Annotated in this window: 13 protein-coding genes and 1 pseudogene; 6 read left to right on the forward strand and 8 right to left on the reverse strand. The window is 52.6% G+C overall.

Translation table 11 applies throughout. From position 1 onward, the window contains the following. Positions 1 to 404: 404 nt before the first annotated feature. The 4 genes and pseudogenes from KGB29_RS07160 to KGB29_RS07175 all read left to right on the forward strand — a co-directional run bounded on the left by KGB29_RS07160 (position 405) and on the right by KGB29_RS07175 (position 4,221). Entirely contained in the window at positions 405 to 1,199 is a 795-nt protein-coding gene (locus tag KGB29_RS07160; RefSeq protein WP_223616325.1) for an NYN domain-containing protein, read from the forward strand. Positions 1,200 to 1,583: 384 nt separating this feature from the next. Continuing rightward, positions 1,584 to 2,443: pseudogene (locus KGB29_RS07165) on the forward strand (patatin-like phospholipase family protein). Between the two features lie 261 nt (positions 2,444 to 2,704). Then, on the forward strand, positions 2,705 to 2,914 hold the full coding sequence (locus KGB29_RS07170) for a hypothetical protein (protein ID WP_218432298.1): 210 nt from the start codon (positions 2,705 to 2,707) through the stop codon (positions 2,912 to 2,914). Between the two features lie 116 nt (positions 2,915 to 3,030). Beyond that, entirely contained in the window at positions 3,031 to 4,221 is a 1,191-nt protein-coding gene (locus tag KGB29_RS07175) for a hypothetical protein (RefSeq protein ID WP_223545221.1), read from the forward strand. A 1,613-nt stretch (positions 4,222 to 5,834) separates the two neighbouring features. Here KGB29_RS07175 and KGB29_RS07180 read toward each other — a convergent pair. Further along, positions 5,835 to 7,052 carry a DUF3422 domain-containing protein gene (locus KGB29_RS07180; RefSeq protein ID WP_223616326.1) on the reverse strand — a complete coding sequence of 406 codons (1,218 nt, stop codon included), beginning with the start codon at positions 7,050 to 7,052 and terminating at the stop codon, positions 5,835 to 5,837. A 456-nt stretch (positions 7,053 to 7,508) separates the two neighbouring features. Between KGB29_RS07180 and iolG the strand changes: the two genes are divergently transcribed. Further along, the gene (iolG, locus tag KGB29_RS07185; RefSeq protein WP_223507686.1) at positions 7,509 to 8,501 is read left to right on the forward strand and encodes an inositol 2-dehydrogenase; all 993 of its coding nucleotides are present in this window, start codon (positions 7,509 to 7,511) and stop codon (positions 8,499 to 8,501) included. Between the two features lie 25 nt (positions 8,502 to 8,526). Beyond that, complete coding sequence (locus KGB29_RS07190; RefSeq protein WP_223507685.1) at positions 8,527 to 9,489, forward strand: Gfo/Idh/MocA family protein; 963 nt, start codon at positions 8,527 to 8,529, stop codon at positions 9,487 to 9,489. Positions 9,490 to 9,640: 151 nt separating this feature from the next. Here KGB29_RS07190 and KGB29_RS07195 read toward each other — a convergent pair whose 3' ends face one another. The 7 genes from KGB29_RS07195 to KGB29_RS07225 all read right to left on the reverse strand — a co-directional run bounded on the left by KGB29_RS07195 (position 9,641) and on the right by KGB29_RS07225 (position 18,040). Next, positions 9,641 to 10,915, reverse strand: coding sequence for an NAD(P)/FAD-dependent oxidoreductase (locus KGB29_RS07195; protein WP_223507684.1), 1,275 nt, complete (start codon positions 10,913 to 10,915; stop codon positions 9,641 to 9,643). Positions 10,916 to 11,235: 320 nt separating this feature from the next. Next, positions 11,236 to 12,846, reverse strand: a complete 1,611-nt coding sequence (locus tag KGB29_RS07200; protein WP_223545222.1) for a purine-cytosine permease family protein — start codon at positions 12,844 to 12,846, stop codon at positions 11,236 to 11,238. 388 nt (positions 12,847 to 13,234) lie between these two features. Next, a complete protein-coding gene (locus tag KGB29_RS07205; RefSeq protein WP_223507682.1) occupies positions 13,235 to 14,122 on the reverse strand; it encodes an alpha/beta fold hydrolase in 888 nt (295 codons plus the stop codon). Between the two features lie 42 nt (positions 14,123 to 14,164). Continuing rightward, positions 14,165 to 14,938 (reverse strand): SDR family NAD(P)-dependent oxidoreductase, encoded by a 774-nt coding sequence (locus KGB29_RS07210; protein WP_223507681.1) that lies wholly within the window; start codon positions 14,936 to 14,938, stop codon positions 14,165 to 14,167. 179 nt (positions 14,939 to 15,117) lie between these two features. Beyond that, positions 15,118 to 16,554 (reverse strand): NAD(P)(+) transhydrogenase (Re/Si-specific) subunit beta, encoded by a 1,437-nt coding sequence (locus KGB29_RS07215; RefSeq protein ID WP_223616327.1) that lies wholly within the window; start codon positions 16,552 to 16,554, stop codon positions 15,118 to 15,120. Beyond that, positions 16,551 to 16,907 carry an NAD(P) transhydrogenase subunit alpha gene (locus KGB29_RS07220; protein WP_008047189.1) on the reverse strand — a complete coding sequence of 119 codons (357 nt, stop codon included), beginning with the start codon at positions 16,905 to 16,907 and terminating at the stop codon, positions 16,551 to 16,553. Before KGB29_RS07220 ends, KGB29_RS07215 begins: the two co-directional genes overlap by 4 nt. An 11-nt stretch (positions 16,908 to 16,918) precedes the next feature. Further along, positions 16,919 to 18,040: a Re/Si-specific NAD(P)(+) transhydrogenase subunit alpha gene (locus KGB29_RS07225; RefSeq protein ID WP_223507678.1), complete on the reverse strand. Its 1,122-nt coding sequence runs from the start codon at positions 18,038 to 18,040 to the stop codon at positions 16,919 to 16,921. Positions 18,041 to 18,059 lie beyond the last annotated feature (19 nt).

Consider the following 18,059-nt stretch of genomic DNA (forward strand, 5'->3'; position numbering starts at 1 on the left):
CCATTCTCCTACGTCCAAGTTGTAATTATTTATGGCGAATGAGGTCACAGGTCTTTAGCGTAGCTGACCCCAAAGATAAAAAAATTGTTCTACAAGATGCTGAAGGACGTCGCGCTTGATACTCGAATGAGGAGAGCCTGCGATCAGTCCGGTAATGAAATCTATAGCGGCCTCATGTCAGTTGAAATCAATGGCTAAATGCTTATGTTTTCCAATGACTTGCGACAGCTTTGATTACTGCGAGGATTGCAGGTCACACGAGGGGGGAGTTGGTACACTTTAAATCTGGCAGCGCAACGGCGCTGATCCGGGCGTACTTCTTAGTGGGTGGGAATACAAGCGACCGAAACCAAGATTAGTCTCTCGTTTGCAGGTATGGTGACGCTTTGACTCAAGGATGAACCATGGCCACGCACACCTCCAATAACGCTCAGAAGCGCCTCGCAGTGCTGATCGACGCCGACAATGCCCCAGCAGCAATCGTCGAAGGCCTGTTTGAAGAAATTGCTAAGTACGGTGTCGCCAGTGTCAAGCGTATCTACGGCGACTGGACTGGCCCCCATCTCGGCGGTTGGAAGAAAGTCCTGCTCGATCACTCGATTCAGCCCATCCAGCAATTCGCCTATACCAAAGGCAAAAATGCCACCGACAGCTCGCTTATCATTGATGCCATGGACTTGCTATACACCCGCCGCTTCGATGGATTTTGCCTAGTATCGAGCGACAGCGATTTCACTCGATTGGCTTCTCGATTACGTGAAGAGGGTTTGACCGTTTACGGGTTCGGCGAAGAGAAAACACCCAAACCGTTCGTGGCCGCATGCGACAAATTCATTTACATCGAGTTACTACGTGAGGATGTCGTTGCGCCTACCAACGGTGAGCCTAGTACCGCTTCCGCTGCGACCCCTGATGTGGCCAAACCAGCAGTTGCTGAGCCTTCCAAAAAGCCTAAAGCACCGGTGGGCTTCATCGCCAAGATCATGGACGACATTGCTGACGAGGATGGCTGGGCACATTTAGGCGCGCTGGGCGCGAACATTACGAAACTACGTCCTGAGTTTGACCCACGCACTCATGGCTTCAAAAAACTCAGCGACCTCATCAAAGGCTACCCGCAGGCGTTTGAGCTACAGGCCAGAGGCACATCAGGTGGCACGGCAGTGATGTACGCTCGTCACAAGCAGCCAAGCAAATGACAGCTTCGGCATGTGAAACCTTGTATGGGATAGGTGTGCACCGACTTAAGAATTGTTAGATAGCGCAGTCGTGGATTCCCGTTCCAAAAGTACGTTTTGAAGGCGCTCCGGGTTAAGTCGCTGACTCCCAACCTCGGTTTCCTCTTGAGCCTGATAGGTGTTCTGGAGACGTAGTTTCTCTTCGTTGTCATAGACGTTCAATCCTATGGGCGCGGTCTCGCAGTAGAACCGCGCTCCGTTATGCATTGATCCCGTTTCCATTGGAATTCAGCGTCATCCGGAACTCCAAGCTTGCGACGTCTCAATCATGTGGCAAGCACCCGGAAGTAACGCCGACCTGCCAGCTACACTAATTCGATACATTTCTGCACCGAGACTTCCGCCATGGCGACCAAAACCGCAATCGTATTCGCTGGCGGCGGCAGTTTGGGGGCGGTGCAGGTGGGTATGTTGCGGGCCTTGGTCGAGGCCAATGTTCGATTCGACATGGTGGTTGGCGCTTCGGTAGGCGCTATCAACGGTGCCTACTTTGCCGCAAGACCCGACTCCGATGGCGTCGAGGCGCTCGCCGGATTCTGGCGCGGGTTGAGTAAAACTGACATCTTCCCCCTCTCTTGGTTCGATACCTGTAGAGGATTGATCAAACGGCGTGGCTATCTGTTGCAGCCGTCGGCCTTGAATCGGCTGCTGGGTCAGGCACTGCCCATTCACCGCATTGAGGATGCGGTGCTGCCCCTATACATCGTCACCACCAACCTGCTCAGTGGTGCCGAGACCGTTCTGTCCAGTGGCGAACTTGAGCAGGCGTTACTGGCCAGCGCTGCCATCCCACTGGTGTTCCCCTGCGTACAAATCGCCGATCAGTTCCTGGTTGACGGCGGCGTGGCAAGCAATACACCTATCTCGACTGCCATAGCCTTGGGCGCCACCAACGTCGTGGTAATCCCCACCGGCGTGAGTTGCGCCCTAACACAACCGCCCCGAGGCCTGGTCGCCTTAGCCCTGCACACCGTCAATTTGATGAGCATGCGCCAACTGGTGAGTGACATCGAACACTTCCGCACTCTCACCAGCCTGCACATCGTCCCGCCTTGTGCCCTGTAGATGTCTCGGTGTTCAACTTTGACCAGACCGAGTCTTTGCTGCAGCGCGCCTATACGCAGACCCTCCGGTGGCTGGAACGTGGGGGGCTCGAACGCACCAAGGTACCTGGTACCCTGACCATCCATTCACATGCCCAATGAGCATTGAGTAATGTGAATTACCTATAAAAGAGGCCCTCAACACTCTGTGCAATGTTGCGAGAGTACCTGGAGAGGTTGAGCATGCCCCGCTTCGATGCTGACCTATGCCAAGTGTCCCGCGAGCACTACATCACTGGGAAAGCCGCGATCAGTTTCCAGCTAGTGGGGTCACGCGGACTCAAGATTGTGTTCCGCCCTTCTGAAAGCGTCACACCTCATTTTTCCTCCTGCTACGCTGACCTCTTCCACGGAGGAATCACAATGTCGAACGCAGACCTACTCCCTTCCCTGCTATTCAAGATCAATCAGAACCAGCAAGCCCTTGAGGCTGCTGTCATGGAGCTGACACTCTGGGTCGAGCAGCGTGGATCGGGTGAGGTTGGAGGCAACGTGCGCGGTGCGCTGGAAACAATTACCAGGAATGAGGAGTTCATCAAAATGACGCTCGCGGTGTTAATGACACCGGAGTGATCCCTCTCGGTGAATAGCTGGATGTTACGCCCCCGGGCATCTCTCGCAAGATTTGACTTGAGATTGGAGAGAGGAAATCTACGCTGGTATCGGAACGCCAAGCGCCGGGTACCTATATGTACAAGATCGTAAACTTCACTCCCAGCGAGCTGTTCGACAAGGCTTGGGAAACACCTGTCTTGAAGCTGGCCCAAGAAATAGGCATATCAGACGTCGCGCTGTCGAAGGCCTGTCGGAAAGCTGGCGTAGCCCTGCCCCCTCGAGGGCATTGGGCAAAACCAGTTTCAAAACGCCCAGGCAAACCTAAGCCTCCCGTCGGCGGACAGCCCATCAGCTTCAGAGTATTGGATCGAAGCACACTTCCAGTGCAAAGCGCTGCGCCTATAAAACCGAAAGCAATCCGTTCAACCATCGAAGTACCTCACACCCTCCTTGCGCCTCACCCACTGGTGATCAAGTGGTTGAAATGCGTTAAAGCGGCCAAGACTCATGAAGGCCATCTCGTGACCACAGGCAAACATGTGCTCGACGCGAGAATCTCCTCCGAACTCATTGATCGCTGCGCAGTGATTTTCGACACCCTAATCAAAGAGAGCGAGGTACTCGGCTACATATGGAGGGTCACATCGGACGACAAAACGTTGGTCGAGGTCGACGGCGAGTCCCTGGCAATCAAACTTGCTGAGCGCTTGAGTAAGCAAATTATCCCGCCTCCACCACCAACGCCACGACGGCGTACTGCTCGATGGGAACCTGATTTCTCGTTGCTGCGCGCGCCTCAGTTTGAATGGTCTTCCACTGGCGAATTAAGCCTGCAGATTGACGCACGCACTGATTACGGGAAGCGGAAAAACTGGTCGGATACTAAGACCGGGAAAATCGAGGAAAAGCTTACGAGCATCCTTGACGGTTTCGGGGCGATTGCTGAATCCGTGAAAGCGCTGCGCTTGAAGAATGAAGAGGATCGTCGGGAGCGAATGGCTCAAGAAGCGGTGCGACTTGAGCGCGTCAAGAGTGAAGAAACTCATAGACGCCTGCGCCATAAACTCGTCAAAAATACAAAACGTTGGGAGCAGGCTCAGCGACTGAGAGCATTCATCCAGGCGACCTGCAATGTCAGTGCTACTACCTCAGAGCACAGCCAGCAACAAACTGCACTATGGGCAGCTTGGGCTACATCGCAAGCGAACCTACTTGACCCTCTTCACCCAAACACTTCATCCGTCACTTCGCTCACCGTCGATATCGAAAGCTGGTTCAACGGCTATGGAATGACACGTGCAGAAAAGGACTGGTGGTCAGAATGAAAGAAAGCTCCGGAATGAGCCGAATATCCGAGGTTTTCACTACCTAAGCCTCCGTCATGCACATTGCTTTTCGAATCTACCCAACGCCCATTTTTCCACCCTCTAACGCTGGCCAACGTGGTGCCTACCAGCTGCTACTGTGGCCTTATCTGCTTCTGAGCAGTCTTGGCCCAGTACCTGATCGATGGTTTTACTGGAAGCGTGGGGTCATGCGCGAGCCTCTCAATGAATGAGCGCACGAGGTCGAAGGTATCCATCTCTCTGGATCGCGCGGCGACTTCCTCAGGATTTCTGAAAAATGGGATTCCTGTGATATTTGTAGGAGCGATCTGTCCACTCGCTGTCCATAGGATGTGGGCCGCATGAGCTGAAGCATATCGCTCCTTGTCCTTTGGTTTCGTGTCTCTGGATCCACGCTCAATCCCAAGCACGGTCTCGTCGAACAAGCCTTGGAGGGTGTCGGATGTAGCCATCAGCTCCGTCGTTCGATTTTTTGAGAATTATCAAACCAAGGTTAAAGAAGGCGATCTCCTTGCTCAGGCAGAGGTCAGTGATGTCCGAAAACTTTGCGACGCCCTATTCGCCTCAAGAAGCCTGCATGACTGAGTCCGACCAAACTGTTGTCGTGGTGCATACTGCTTGGGCGCAGATTAAGCCAACTGAATCGCAGCAAGGGCACTTGGCATAAGTATTGCGTTTGAAGCCTATGTCATCCATAGGTACTTTTTGCATTCGAGGTTGCCATGCACTCACTTAACTCGATCGCTGGTATCAGGAGATATCGTATCCAGGATGAAATGCCTAACGGCTTTGGGGGCGGCATGATCGGCATCAGCCCTGTTTCGATAGATATAAGTCTGGAAAAGCAGCAGGTGCTAACTGAAAAACCTGAAGGCACAATGTCGTGGGCTTGCAATTCATTAGGGCGAATTGCATCCCGCATTTTTAGTCGGTGGCGCTGACCGCAGATAGATTGAAATGTGTAGAGCAGAAGCAGAACGTGCAGGTGTGCTGGACGGCCGTTACCTTCAAGCACACACCGTACACAGGGAAAAGTTCGGAAGGTATAAAGACGCTCCATTTGACTGCTATACGCAGCTCATGCGTGGAGAAATTTGAGACTTCTCGCAATGACTAGAAAGCCGACGAGGCATGGTCTGAATGTTTGATCAGTACCCCTGAATGCTCACTGTTGAGTCATTGTTTCCGACCACCCTTTTCTTCGATACCTGCTCACTCCCCTTCCCTTCAACGCGTCAGTGCTTTCTTCGAAGCGTTTCGGCAAGCTCCATTTGTAGCGCTCAAGCAATTTCGTCTGAATACTATTGGGGAGCGAAAATGAATCTCCGTTCTCGTGAGTTTCCCCTCGGCCAACATTCGATAGATGCCTCAAAGCGTATTTCGTGAAAGTGACTGGGACTGCTAGACACACTTATCAACGCTCCACACCTTGAAAGCACGGGCCTAGCTACCTGTATAAGTTCTTTGAGCGAGGAGGCCTGCATGACACGCCGCACAGAACGCGCCCGATACAATTTCCAGCCTTGCTCAGTCGCCTTGACTCGATAGGTTTGCATCAGCCTGCCATCTTAAGCGGAGTAAAATTGGTTGCCTCAATGCTCTTTGACCTTCTTGATACGGAGCACAATCAACGTAAGGATGGCAATGGCGAGAGGTGTTGCGACCACCAAGGCCTCTCGCTGAGACAACGGCACGCCGAGTAGGTGCAAACCCGAGTAACCAAGCTTCAGCAAACTGAGTAAGTAATAGGTGATGGCGATAATCGACAGTCCTTCTACCGCATGCTGAATCTTGATTTGGGCATCCGCACGGGCATTCAAGTTTTTAAGAATTTCCGAGTTTTGCTCCTCCATTTCCACCTGGACTCGTGCCTGCAGCAGATCGCCTAGGTTTGCCACGCTTTTAGCCAAGTGCTCCAGTCGCTGTTCAGTCGCCGAGCAGTACCTGACCGTTGGTTTGAACCGACGCTCGATAAACACCCCGAGGCGCTGACAATCCCCTACGTGACTTTCACGCAACTCACTCAGTCGCTCGGAAACCAGTTGTGCATAGGCCTGAGTAGCGCTAAAGCGGTGACGGGTCTTCGCACTACTGCTGACCACTTGGGCCGAAAGGTTGGAAATATCAGCGAGAAGAGCTTTCGCATTGTCTCCATCGACAACGGCGTTACGCTCAGAGAGGGTCACCAACGTCTTCTCATAAATATCAAGCTGCGGACTCAAGGTCTTGACCGTGGTCAAGGATAACGAGGCCATCATCCGGTAAGTCTCGATTTCCAAAAGGCGGCGTATCATCCGCCCCTGACGGTAGGCATTCAGGTGGCGATTGATGAACAACATATGGTTGTTGCCATCCTTACTGAGACGAAAATCGCTCCAGACCACTGCATCACCACCACCTACGCACGAGCCACACGGATCCTTGAAACCATAACGGGACAGCTCCAGGTCGATCTCACCACGTACTACGATCTGCATTGAGTTGATAAGCACTGGCAAAAGTACTTCGACCTTTTGCGCCAATGCCTCAGGCAAAGTTGTCCAAGTCAGGTCACCCCGGGATGAAGTGACCACCATAGTCAGAGTAAAAAACTCAGCGTGGCGTTCCCATTTCAATGCGTGGCCATCGAGTTGGGTAATGCCTTGGGTGGCATTCAGATCGAGGTTGTCAGGGAAGCACCTCAGCAGAAACGTATTGCACTCTTGATCACTACCGAGGAACGCCAGATGAAACACATGAGCTGGCTCATCGAAGTACAGTGACGGGCGTGCGTGCAGCTCGTTGTGAAGGTTTTTACGTAGCGGATGCATTCTGGAATGACCACGCTTTAGTTGAATTAGCATTCGCGATCAGTGGTTACCCATTGCTCGTGAACGTAGCCAAACGCTGATCGGCCTACGGAATACCAAAGCATGCCGCCATTTAATTGCACCGGCCTAAGGACTTTTACAGCCTTAATTCAGCGACCAACACTATATAAATAAAACATAGCCATCAGCAGAGCTAATTTTTAGCTGTGAATGTTCAGAGCACAAACTTATAACCGTCAACACTTATGAAAAACTGAACTGCAGTAAAGCACACTTAAACCAACACGCCAACCACTAAATAATCAAACCGACAAACGAAACAATACTGAAAACTTAAACTTTTCACACCTCATAAAAAAATACGATCTCAGCCACTATTGATGCCGTTAATCAGCACTGCCACCCTGACACAGCCTGCCGAAACAGATCCAACCAACAAAAAAAGAGACTTTCATAATGATCAGAGTAGGAATACTCGGCTGCGGTCGAATTGGAAATGTACATGCTGCAAGCTTGCTTCAAATCCCGTCCGCTAAACTCGTTGCGGTAGCAGATGCAGTGCCAGAAGCCGCGTCGACTTGTGCAAAACGATTTAATGTTGAGGCACGCTCTGTTGAGGACATCATTTACGGAGCTGACATCGATGCAGTAATCATCGCCTCACCATCACCCACTCACTTCGATCTGATTCACGCTGTCGCAGACGCCAAAAAGCCAATTTTCTGTGAAAAGCCGATAGACATGTCGTCTGAACGGGTGCGGCTGTGCATTGCAAAAGTTGAGGCAGAAGGCGTGCCATTCATGACCGCGTTTAACCAGCGCTTCGATCCTCATTTCGGTGCCCTACAGCAACGCCTGGCGTCTGGTGAAATCGGTAACGTGGAAACAGTCACCATCACATCCCGAGACCCTGCCCCACCACCGATCGAGTACCTCAAAGGGTCTGGTGGGATTTTCCGCGACATGATGATTCATGACTTCGATCTCGCTCGCTTTCTGTTAGGCGAAAATCCCACTCGGGTCTTTGCGACCGGTTCAGCGCTAGTCGATCCTGCCGTTCGAGAGGTGGGTGACGTCGATACTGCAGTTGCAGTGCTGATGACCAAGTCGGGAAAAATATGCCAGATATCCAACTCTCGTCGGGCTACCTATGGTTACGACCAAAGACTTGAGGTGCATGGATCTGAGGGGATGTTACGTGTCTCAAACGTGCATGAATCACTGGTAGAGAGTGCGACCAATACGGGCTTCTCGATGCCTGTCGCCAAACCATTTTTCCTTGAACGCTTCGGCCCCGCATATTTGGCTGAGATGCAGCACTTCATCAACTGCATCACTAACGGCATTGCCCCCACCCCTAACGCCAACGACGGCTTATGCGCACAACTGATTGCTGATGCGGCAACAGAATCCCTAGCGCGCGGTGAACCCGTCGACATCAACTACTGATTGCAACAGAACAGGGGGAAACAGAATGAAAGTAGGAATTCTTGGGCTCGGTAACGTAGCCGAACTCCACGTTACTGCCCTGCAGGAAATTGATCCCGCAGCCTACGTCGGAGGCTGGGGTAGGACACCTGCGAAAACCGCTGCGTTTAAGGAGAGGTTTGGCGGAGAGGTTTACGCTTCTCCTCAAGCACTCCTGGCAGATGAAAGCATCGATGCAGTGTTCGTGTGCACAAATGCCGAAACTCATTTCTCTTTAGCAAAGGAAGCTTTACTGGCTAAAAAACACGTCCTTCTAGAGAAGCCAATATGTGACACCCCAGAGCAAATTCGAGAGCTAGCTAGCATTGCGCAAGTAGTGAACCGGGTCTGCATGCCGTCGCACAACTATATCTATGCAGAAACAATGCGGCGAGTTAAAGCCCATATAGACAAGGGGCATTTGGGTGAAATTGTAAATTTTTGGGCGATTTACAATAAGCGTCACCCCGCTGAAATGGGGAAGCCCGATTTAACAATGCACGAATTGATGATCCATCATACCTACAGCATGCTTTACTTCCTGGGCCGCCCACAGCGGGTCTTTGCTACAGGATCAAATGTGCATTTCAATGATCCTCAAGCACATGACCAGTTAATGATCGTCGCTGAATATGAGAACGGTACCATTGCCAACCTATGGGGCAGCTTCTCAGCAGACGACCGCAGTCGTGAACCATGGTCGGTGTACTTCAAACTCATTGGTAAAGCTGGTTCGACCGTCGTTCCCTGGGACACCATGAGGTTTGGAGAGGCAAGACTGCCGTTCTGGGACGATGGGACTTACTGGGACAGTTTTTACCAAGCCCAGAAATTCTTCCTTGGAGAATGCTTGGCGGAAGGCAAAGCACCGTTGTCAACAATGAATGATGCCTACGATGCGGCAGTGGTAATGGACGCCGCCCGTCAATCCATTCTTCAAAGACGCTCAATCGAAATCAACTACGACTAGAGCTCTGGGTGAATCGCCACCATCGGTGCGTTCAGCACCAAGGGGTACATGTCTTTCTGTACCCCTTTGTCTTTAACCCTCCGAGGGTATGATCAAGTCAGTCCTCATGACTGCCAGACAGACATCGATAAATATACGAGCACCGCTTCATTTAATGCAGCTTAAGCCGAGGCCGCGTCTTACGCTGTAACCACTCGGCAAACGCCTTAAGTAGCATCCGCGGGGCCCCGTAGAGTGATGCCTGGTGCAACCGATAAAGCGACATGTAGAGGGTTCGTGCGACAAGCCCTTCTGTGACCTTCTTGTATCCAAGCAAGCCGGTCAGCGTACCTACAGCATTGAATGACGCCATCGAAACGAGAGTACCGCGATCTTCATAATTGAATTTCAAAGGCGATCCGCCGGCAATCAACCGAGACAAGCTCCTGCTAAGCATTTCCGCCTGCTGGTGAGCTGCTTGTGCTCGAGGTGGAACAAATCCGCCCCCCTCGTCCGAAATTGGGCATGACGCACAGTCGCCGATGGCAAAGATTGATTCATCTAGAGTCGTCTGCAATGTACGGCGTACCAGGAGCTGGTTGATCCGGTTTGTCTCAAGCCCAGCTAGTTCCTTGAGGAATGCCGGTGCTTTGATACCAGCAGCCCAAATCGTCATATCTGCACTGACGATGCTGCTGTCAGCTAAACGTACGCCCTCAGCAGTGACTTCCTTCACAGCCGTGCTTACGCGGACATCGATACCAAGATCAGTGAGTCCGGAATGGACAGTTTCGCTTACGTCTTGATTGAGAACAGGTAGAACGCGCGGCCCGGCCTCCACCAAAGTTATCTTTAGGGTTGACGGCGAAGCGTGACGAACACCATATCCCTCGATAATACGAATGGCATGCTGAAGCTCTGCACACAGCTCAACACCGGTCGCTCCCGCTCCCACAATTGAAATTCGCAGAGGGGTAGATTTGTCCGTGGCATGTGCACGCATGTAACGAGAAAGAAGCAGCTTGTGAAGCTTCTCAGCCTGGGCGCGACTATCCAAGAAATGGCAAAACTCCTGAACACCTAGAGTCCCAAAATCGTTGCACTGACTGCCAACCGCCATAACCAAGGTATCGTATTGAATCTCACGCACCTCGGAGTTCGAGGACTTAAACGTTATGGTTTTCTGGTCACGATCCAAGTCAACCATACGACCATATTGGAACGAAAAGTGATTCCATTTTGCTTGAGCGAAGTAGTTGAGCTCATCAATGCTTGGATCCAGTGATCCAGCAGCCACCTCATGAAGTAATGGCTTCCAAATATGTGTCAGATTTGCATCAACCAACGTGATCTCGGCGTTTTTGCGCTTTCCGAGTGTTCTCCCAAGTTTAGTCGCCAGCTCAAGTCCACCTGCTCCACCACCAACAATTACAACCTTATGTTTCATCATCTCACCTAAGACTAATACAAGCACTGATGCTCACAAAAAAGCCAGCCGCAGTAATTCAGCTAAAAATGGCAGATAGCGACAAAATAAAACATTGGGATCTTATTTATTTTTTGTACAAAACAATCGATTCAACACTAAATCAACCGCAGACGTTTTTATTTAGTAAAAGCCCGACAGCATAAAACCTCATCCTGAAAACAGGATAAGGTTTACGGCCAAACACAAATCCAAGGACAGCTGAGTTTCCGTTTGTGAGATGGCTCACCCAATCTCAGGTTACGAGATGAAGTGGCCATCCAACTGATTACTAATCACTTTTATCTCAAGCCTTCCACACCTGACTGATTTTTTGACAGCACACTCAACTGATGAGATTCCAGTTTCACGGATTTTAGGAAGTTCTGATTTCCTTCAGCACACCCAGTGCAGATAGCTTGCTGACTTGCCGACGGATCCCTGTCCATTTCAATGGCACTGTAAGAGCGATCGCAGACGTGGCACTCAATGTGCTGGCGCCACACATCCTGCACTTCCTCACGAAGCTCAGCCAAACGCACAAGCGGTCGACTTTCCGCTAATTTATTGATAATCCAATAGCTCGAAGCTGCGAGAATCGCAATCAGTATTGGCGCGATCTCCACATACCAGGCGCCCTTATCTCCTAACTCGATCAACGATATTCCGACAGCGGTTGATAATAGAATTGCCCACGCACCAGGCATGATTGCCTTCACTCTGCCAGGGCGGAATTCGTCACTTTTGGGGTCTGGATATAGAGCGTAATGAGTCAGGAGAATCGCGACCCAAGATGTAACTGCAACACCCTGCCATGCCAACGCTTTGAGCAAATAGCTGAAGACATTTGTCAGCATCAGTAGGTAAACACATGCACCGACGAACAGTACCCATACGCCTCGAGACCATCGCAGTCCGAGTCCTCGCGCTGCAAACCCTGCCATATTTAAAGATGCCATATAGTAATTGGCGGTGTTGATACGAGTTTGGCTGATCAGGATGAATAACAAACCCACCAAGCCTGAAGACTTCAGTACGGCTTCAGCTATCCCTTGCTCACTGGCCTTCAGACCAGGAAAGACTGTGTCCATAATGAAGATGCCAGCCAGTCCGTTTACAGCATAGAGCGCAAAGTAGAATACTGGCCCGAAAGTGATAACTCCATGGAATTTCGCATCCTCAGGCTTGCCAAATCGAGAGAACTCTGCGGTCACCATCATGTTAACGCAGATTCCCATGTAGACGATGAACGCCCACAACCACCCGGGCATACTGGTATCCAACGAAGGCTGTATAGAGAGAAAGTCTGTCGAAAACCCAAAGCGGTTGCCCGCCATGACAATAATCAACAGCAAGCCTCCAACATACAGCGGCAATAAAGCTCCGTTGAGTTTGTCCATCCACACTTGTACCCCACCCATAACGAGCGGCATAGCATAGAGAACCACCAACAAATACCACCATCGAATGTCACTGTCTGGTGCAAAATACTGTTGAAATGCAACAGCGATGATAGAGCCTTCAAAAACTGCGTAATAAATTGCAGTGACAGCAAACAGCAGCGACGAAATGATTGCGCCTGCGTTACCGAAAATGCCTCTGGAGAGCAGGGCTACCGAAAGTCCATTTTTTATAGAACGCTGACAGATAATGTAGTTTATCAATCCGTAGAACAAAATCGACAATCCAATGCCAATCAATGCACTACGAGTTCCAACTGCCTGCGCTACAGCCACGCTAATATAAAGATAGAACAAAGCACTGAGCACCGACCAAGATGCCATTGCCAGACTCCAACGGCCAGATCGCGCGGCGAGAGGAACTACATGCCGAGAATAGTCTTCTGCCGATTGCTCGGCCAACACTCGCGGGTCATCATGATAACTCACCTTTATCTGGCTGACATTCGTCATTATTTTATCCCCTATTAGATATATCCAACTTACCAAAAGCTTCGCAATAAAATCCCGCGCTAATTACTTCCACGTACTCTGAGATTTTTACGTGAGGTGCGCCCATATCTCGCCGAGGAGTCTAAAGCGCTGCACGAGATTGTTTCTGGATCATTTTGGGACACAAAAAAAAGCGACTCACAGCGGCAGCCGCGTGAGAAGACAATTAATCAGATAAAAAGGCTAGGAGCCGCAGCAAGACGAACTCCTAGCAAAGCCATGTAAAGCGTAGAATGTCCCTGTGAAAAGCCTGCAGCAGTCTCACCACTGGCACGTTAACGACTGACCTTTCCCCAAGCCGCTAACGTTCAGTAGACATCCTCTTGCTCAGTGCAGCCCCCGCAAGGCGTCACAGATCAGAGAAGTACTTCACCAGTTCGTTGACCAGCTGCTCAGGCTGCTCTTCTGGGATGTAGTGACCGCTGCGCACCATGGTGCCGGTGACATTAGTTGCGATTTTTTGCAGCTCACCTACCAAATCAGGCATCGAGCCTTGGTCGGCACGCACCGCGAGGATCGGGACTTGCAACTTGCCTTTCTTGGTCAGCTCCCGGTTCTGGTCGGCGGACACGGACATGGCGCGGTAGTAAGCCAACCCGCCCTTGAGTCCATTGAGCTTGAACACACGCAGGTATTCTTCAAAGTCGTCTTGAGTGAAAATCTGCGGGATTGCAGCTTTGCGCTGCAGATACCATTGCAGATAAATGTGCTCACGCCCTTCCAACAAGGCTTCTGGCAAATCTACAAGGTTATGGAATCCGCAATGCCAGGTGCGCCAGGCGACATTGGCGGCCCAAGGAAGGTTGTCAGGCAAACTGATTCCTGGAATACCACAGTCCAAAATAGCCCAACCGGTGACCTTGTCACCGTAGTTTGCGCAATAGGGGTAGCTAACCCAAGCACCAAGATCGTGCGATACTAATGAATGCTTATCTACCCCGATCTTGTCCATCAGACCGCGCAGAAGGCGAGCGATATTGGCGGTGTCACAGTTGGCAGGACGATCCGAATCACCCTGACCAGGGAGGTCTGGTGCAATAACGCGGTAGTGTTTACCCAATTCAGGTAGTACTTTACGCCAAGCATACCAACTCTGCGGGAAGCCACAGACCAGCACCATTACTTCGCCATCTTCAACGCCGCCACTGACGTAGTGCATACGCACGCCATCTACGGTTTCAAAACCGCGTTTGAAACCTTCGACGCCGCAATCCGGCCATTCACGCTTGCTAAACATCATGTTCACCCTTGCAAGTTTTAAGATAGGAACCGCTATTATTTAGAACGGGTCACGGGCAGCAGCTAGCCAACCACCATCCATGACATACTCACTACCGTGAACAAAGTCGGCTTCATCCCCACCTAAAAACGCGGCCAACTTGGCAATTTCGCTTGGCTGACACCAGCGGCGTGCAGGGAATTTTTGAAGAGCTGCGGCCATATCAGGAGAGTTCACCGTGACAGGATCAGCCATGGCCAAAGGTGTAGCGGTAGCACCAGGGCAAATGGTATTGACTCTGATGCCACGAGCACCATATTCGAAGGTTAGCTGCCTCGTGAGGCCAATCACGCCATGTTTCGAAGCCGTATAAGCGGTGCCACCACCAGCTGCACTGAAACCTGACGTTGAAGACGTATTAATTATCGCGCCTTTCTTTTGCTTGAGCATTTGGGGAATTACAGCGCGGGCCATAAGGAAAGGCCCAGTCAAATTCACTGCAATGACTTTATTCCACTCCTCTAGCGACACTTCGTGCGCAGTGGCATGACCATCGAGAATCCCAGCGTTATTACAAAGCAGATCGATACGGCCCCACTTCTTAATTACAGCATCGATCGCTTCTTTTACACTTTCAGGGTCACTAACATCCACACGATGCGCAAAAGCAAACTCAGGATTTGTCAGTTGAGCGACAGATTCTTCTGCAGCCTTCAGATTTATATCTAATACAGCAACATATGCTTGGCGAGAAACAAACTCGGCAACCATTGCCCGCCCCATTCCTGACCCTGCTCCAGTAACAACAACCACACGATCTTTATAATTGTTCATAGTGCGCTCTCAGTCGGAAATTAGTTCATTCGAACAGCTACTAAAAAATCCCTTACATCATCCACAAGGCTCGTTTGATATTCAGCGATCCAATCGACGTAGTCCAATCTCCATTTGCGATATTCGGCGATAAGCTATTGTTATCAGCGAGCGGGGCTCGGACTGATGGGCTCAGTGAACTACGCAACCGCCTTGACCATATCCTCAATAGTCTTTTTCGCGTCGCCGAACACCATCATGGTCTTGTCCAGATAGAAGAGTTCGTTGTCCAGGCCGGCGTAGCCGCTTGCCATCGAGCGCTTGTTGACGATGATGGTCTTGGCCTTGAACGCTTCGAGAATCGGCATGCCGGCAATCGGTGATTTCGGATCGTTCTTCGCCGCCGGGTTGACCACGTCGTTGGCGCCGAGCACCAGCACCACATCGGCCTGGCCGAACTCGGAGTTGATGTCTTCCATCTCGAATACCTGGTCATAAGGTACTTCGGCCTCGGCCAGCAGGACGTTCATGTGGCCCGGCATACGACCGGCAACCGGGTGGATCGCGTACTTCACGGTCACGCCGCGATGGGTCAGCTTCTCGGTCAGTTCCTTCAGCGCGTGCTGTGCCCGTGCGACCGCCAGGCCGTAGCCCGGAACGATGATCACGGTGTCGGCATTGGTCAGCAGGAAGGTCGCGTCGTCAGCCGAACCGGATTTCACCGGACGGGCTTCTTTCGCGCCTGCCGGGCCGCCTGCGTCAGCTGTATTGCCGAAGCCGCCGAGCAGTACATTAAAGAAGGAACGGTTCATCGCCTTGCACATGATGTACGACAGGATCGCACCGGACGAGCCCACCAGCGAACCGGCGATGATCAGCATCGAGTTGTTCAGCGAGAAACCGATACCCGCCGCTGCCCAGCCGGAGTAGCTGTTGAGCATCGACACGACCACTGGCATGTCCGCGCCACCGATCGGGATGATGATCAGCACGCCAAGCACGAAGGCCAGCGCCAGCATCACGGCGAAAGCGGTGTAGTCACCGGTGAGCATGAAGGTCACGCCCAGGCCCAGTGTGGCCAGGCCCAGCAGCAGGTTCAGCTTGTGCTGGCCGCTGAACTGTACCGGCGCACCCTGGAACAGGCGGAACTTGTACTTGCCCGCCAGCTTGCCGAAGGCAATGACCGAACCGGAGAAGGTGATTGCACCGATGGCCGCGCCGAGGAACAGTTCCAGGCGGTTACCGGCCGGGATCGCGTCACCGAGTTGCTGGACGATGCCCAGCGACTGCGGCTCGACCACGGCAGCCACGGCGATGAACACCGCGGCCAGGCCGATCATGCTGTGCATGAAGGCGACCAGCTCGGGCATCTTGGTCATTTCAACGCGTTTGGCCATGATCGAGCCGGCCGTGCCGCCGATCAGCAGGCCGACGATCACGTAGACGATGCCGTCATGGGCCAACTCGGAACCCAACTTGTAGATCAGGCCGACTGTGGTGAGGATCGCCAGGCCCATGCCGAGCATGCCGAACAGGTTGCCACGACGCGATGTGGTGGGATGCGAGAGGCCCTTGAGCGCCTGGATGAAGCAGACCGAGGCGATCAAATACAGGGAAGTAACCAGGTTCATGCTCATGCTTGCTGCACCTCAGCCTTGGCTGCTGCGGCTTTGGCTGCCGGAGCTTTTGCCGGAGCCGCTTTTTTCTTGAACATTTCCAGCATGCGCCGGGTGACCAGGAAGCCACCAAACACGTTGACCGCGGCCAGGGCCACGGCCAGGGTGCCCATGGTCTTGCCCAGCGGGGTCACGGTGAGGGCGGCGGCCAGCATGGCGCCGACGATCACGATGGCCGAGATGGCGTTGGTCACGGCCATCAGTGGCGTGTGCAGTGCAGGTGTGACGTTCCAGACCACGTGGTAGCCGACATAGATCGCCAGCACGAAGATGATCAGGTTGTAGATACCGTGAGAGATCAGCATGTCTTCCATTGTTTTTATCCTCAGCTGTTCTTGCGCACGATCTGGCCGTCGCGGCACATCAGGCACGCGGCGACGATATCGTCTTCAAGGTTGATCACCAATTGTCCGTCTTTGTCGAACAACAGTTTCATGAAGTCCAGCAGGTTGCGTGCATACAGAGCCGAGGCATCGGCGGCGACTGCGGCTGCCAGATTGGTCGGGCCGACGATGGTTACGCCATGTTCGACGACCACTTGATCGGCGACAGTCAGTGGGCAGTTGCCGCCTTGGGCCGCAGCCAGGTCGATGACCACTGAACCCGGCTTCATCTGTGCCACGGTTTCCGCGCTCAACAGCGTCGGCGCCTTGCGGCCCGGAATCAGTGCGGTGGTGATGACGATGTCGGCCTGCTTGGCGCGTTCGTGCACGGCCACGGCCTGACGCTGCATCCAGCTGGCCGGCATCGGGCGAGCGTAACCGCCAACACCGACGGCGCATTCACGCTCTTCATCGGTTTCGTAAGGCACGTCGACGAACTTGGCGCCGAGGGATTCGATCTGCTCCTTGACCGCGGGACGTACGTCTGAGGCTTCGATCACCGCTCCCAAACGCTTCGCTGTAGCGATGGCCTGCAGGCCAGCCACGCCGGCGCCGAGAATCAGCACGCGCGCCGCTTTCACGGTGCCCGCAGCGGTCATCAGCATCGGAATGAAGCGCGGATAGTGGTGGGCGGCCAGCAGCACAGCTTTATAGCCCGCGATGTTGGCCTGGGAAGACAGTACGTCCAGGCTCTGGGCGCGGGAGGTACGTGGCGCCGCTTCCAGGGCAAACGCAGTGATACCGCTCGCGGCCAATTTGGCGATGGTTTCATTGCTAAACGGGTTGAGCATCCCCACTACAACGGCGCCACGCTTGAACAGCATGAGCTCATCGTCGTTAGGTGCGACCACTTTGAGGACAAGGTCAGCGCCAAAGGCATCGCTAGCCTCCCCCACACTGGCACCAACGGCCTCATAAGAGCTGTCCGAGATACTGGCGGACAAACCGCAACCTCTCTGAACAACAACTTGATGGCCAGAAGCGACAAGTTTTTTGATCGCTTCAGGTGTCGCAGCAACACGCGTTTCGCCAGCTGCAGTCTCTAATGGCACTCCGATATACAAAAAAAATACTCCCAATAAT

The organism is Pseudomonas sp. BF-B-30, assembly GCF_019956305.1.
GTDB classification, from domain to species: Bacteria; Pseudomonadota; Gammaproteobacteria; order Pseudomonadales; family Pseudomonadaceae; genus Aquipseudomonas; species Aquipseudomonas jessenii.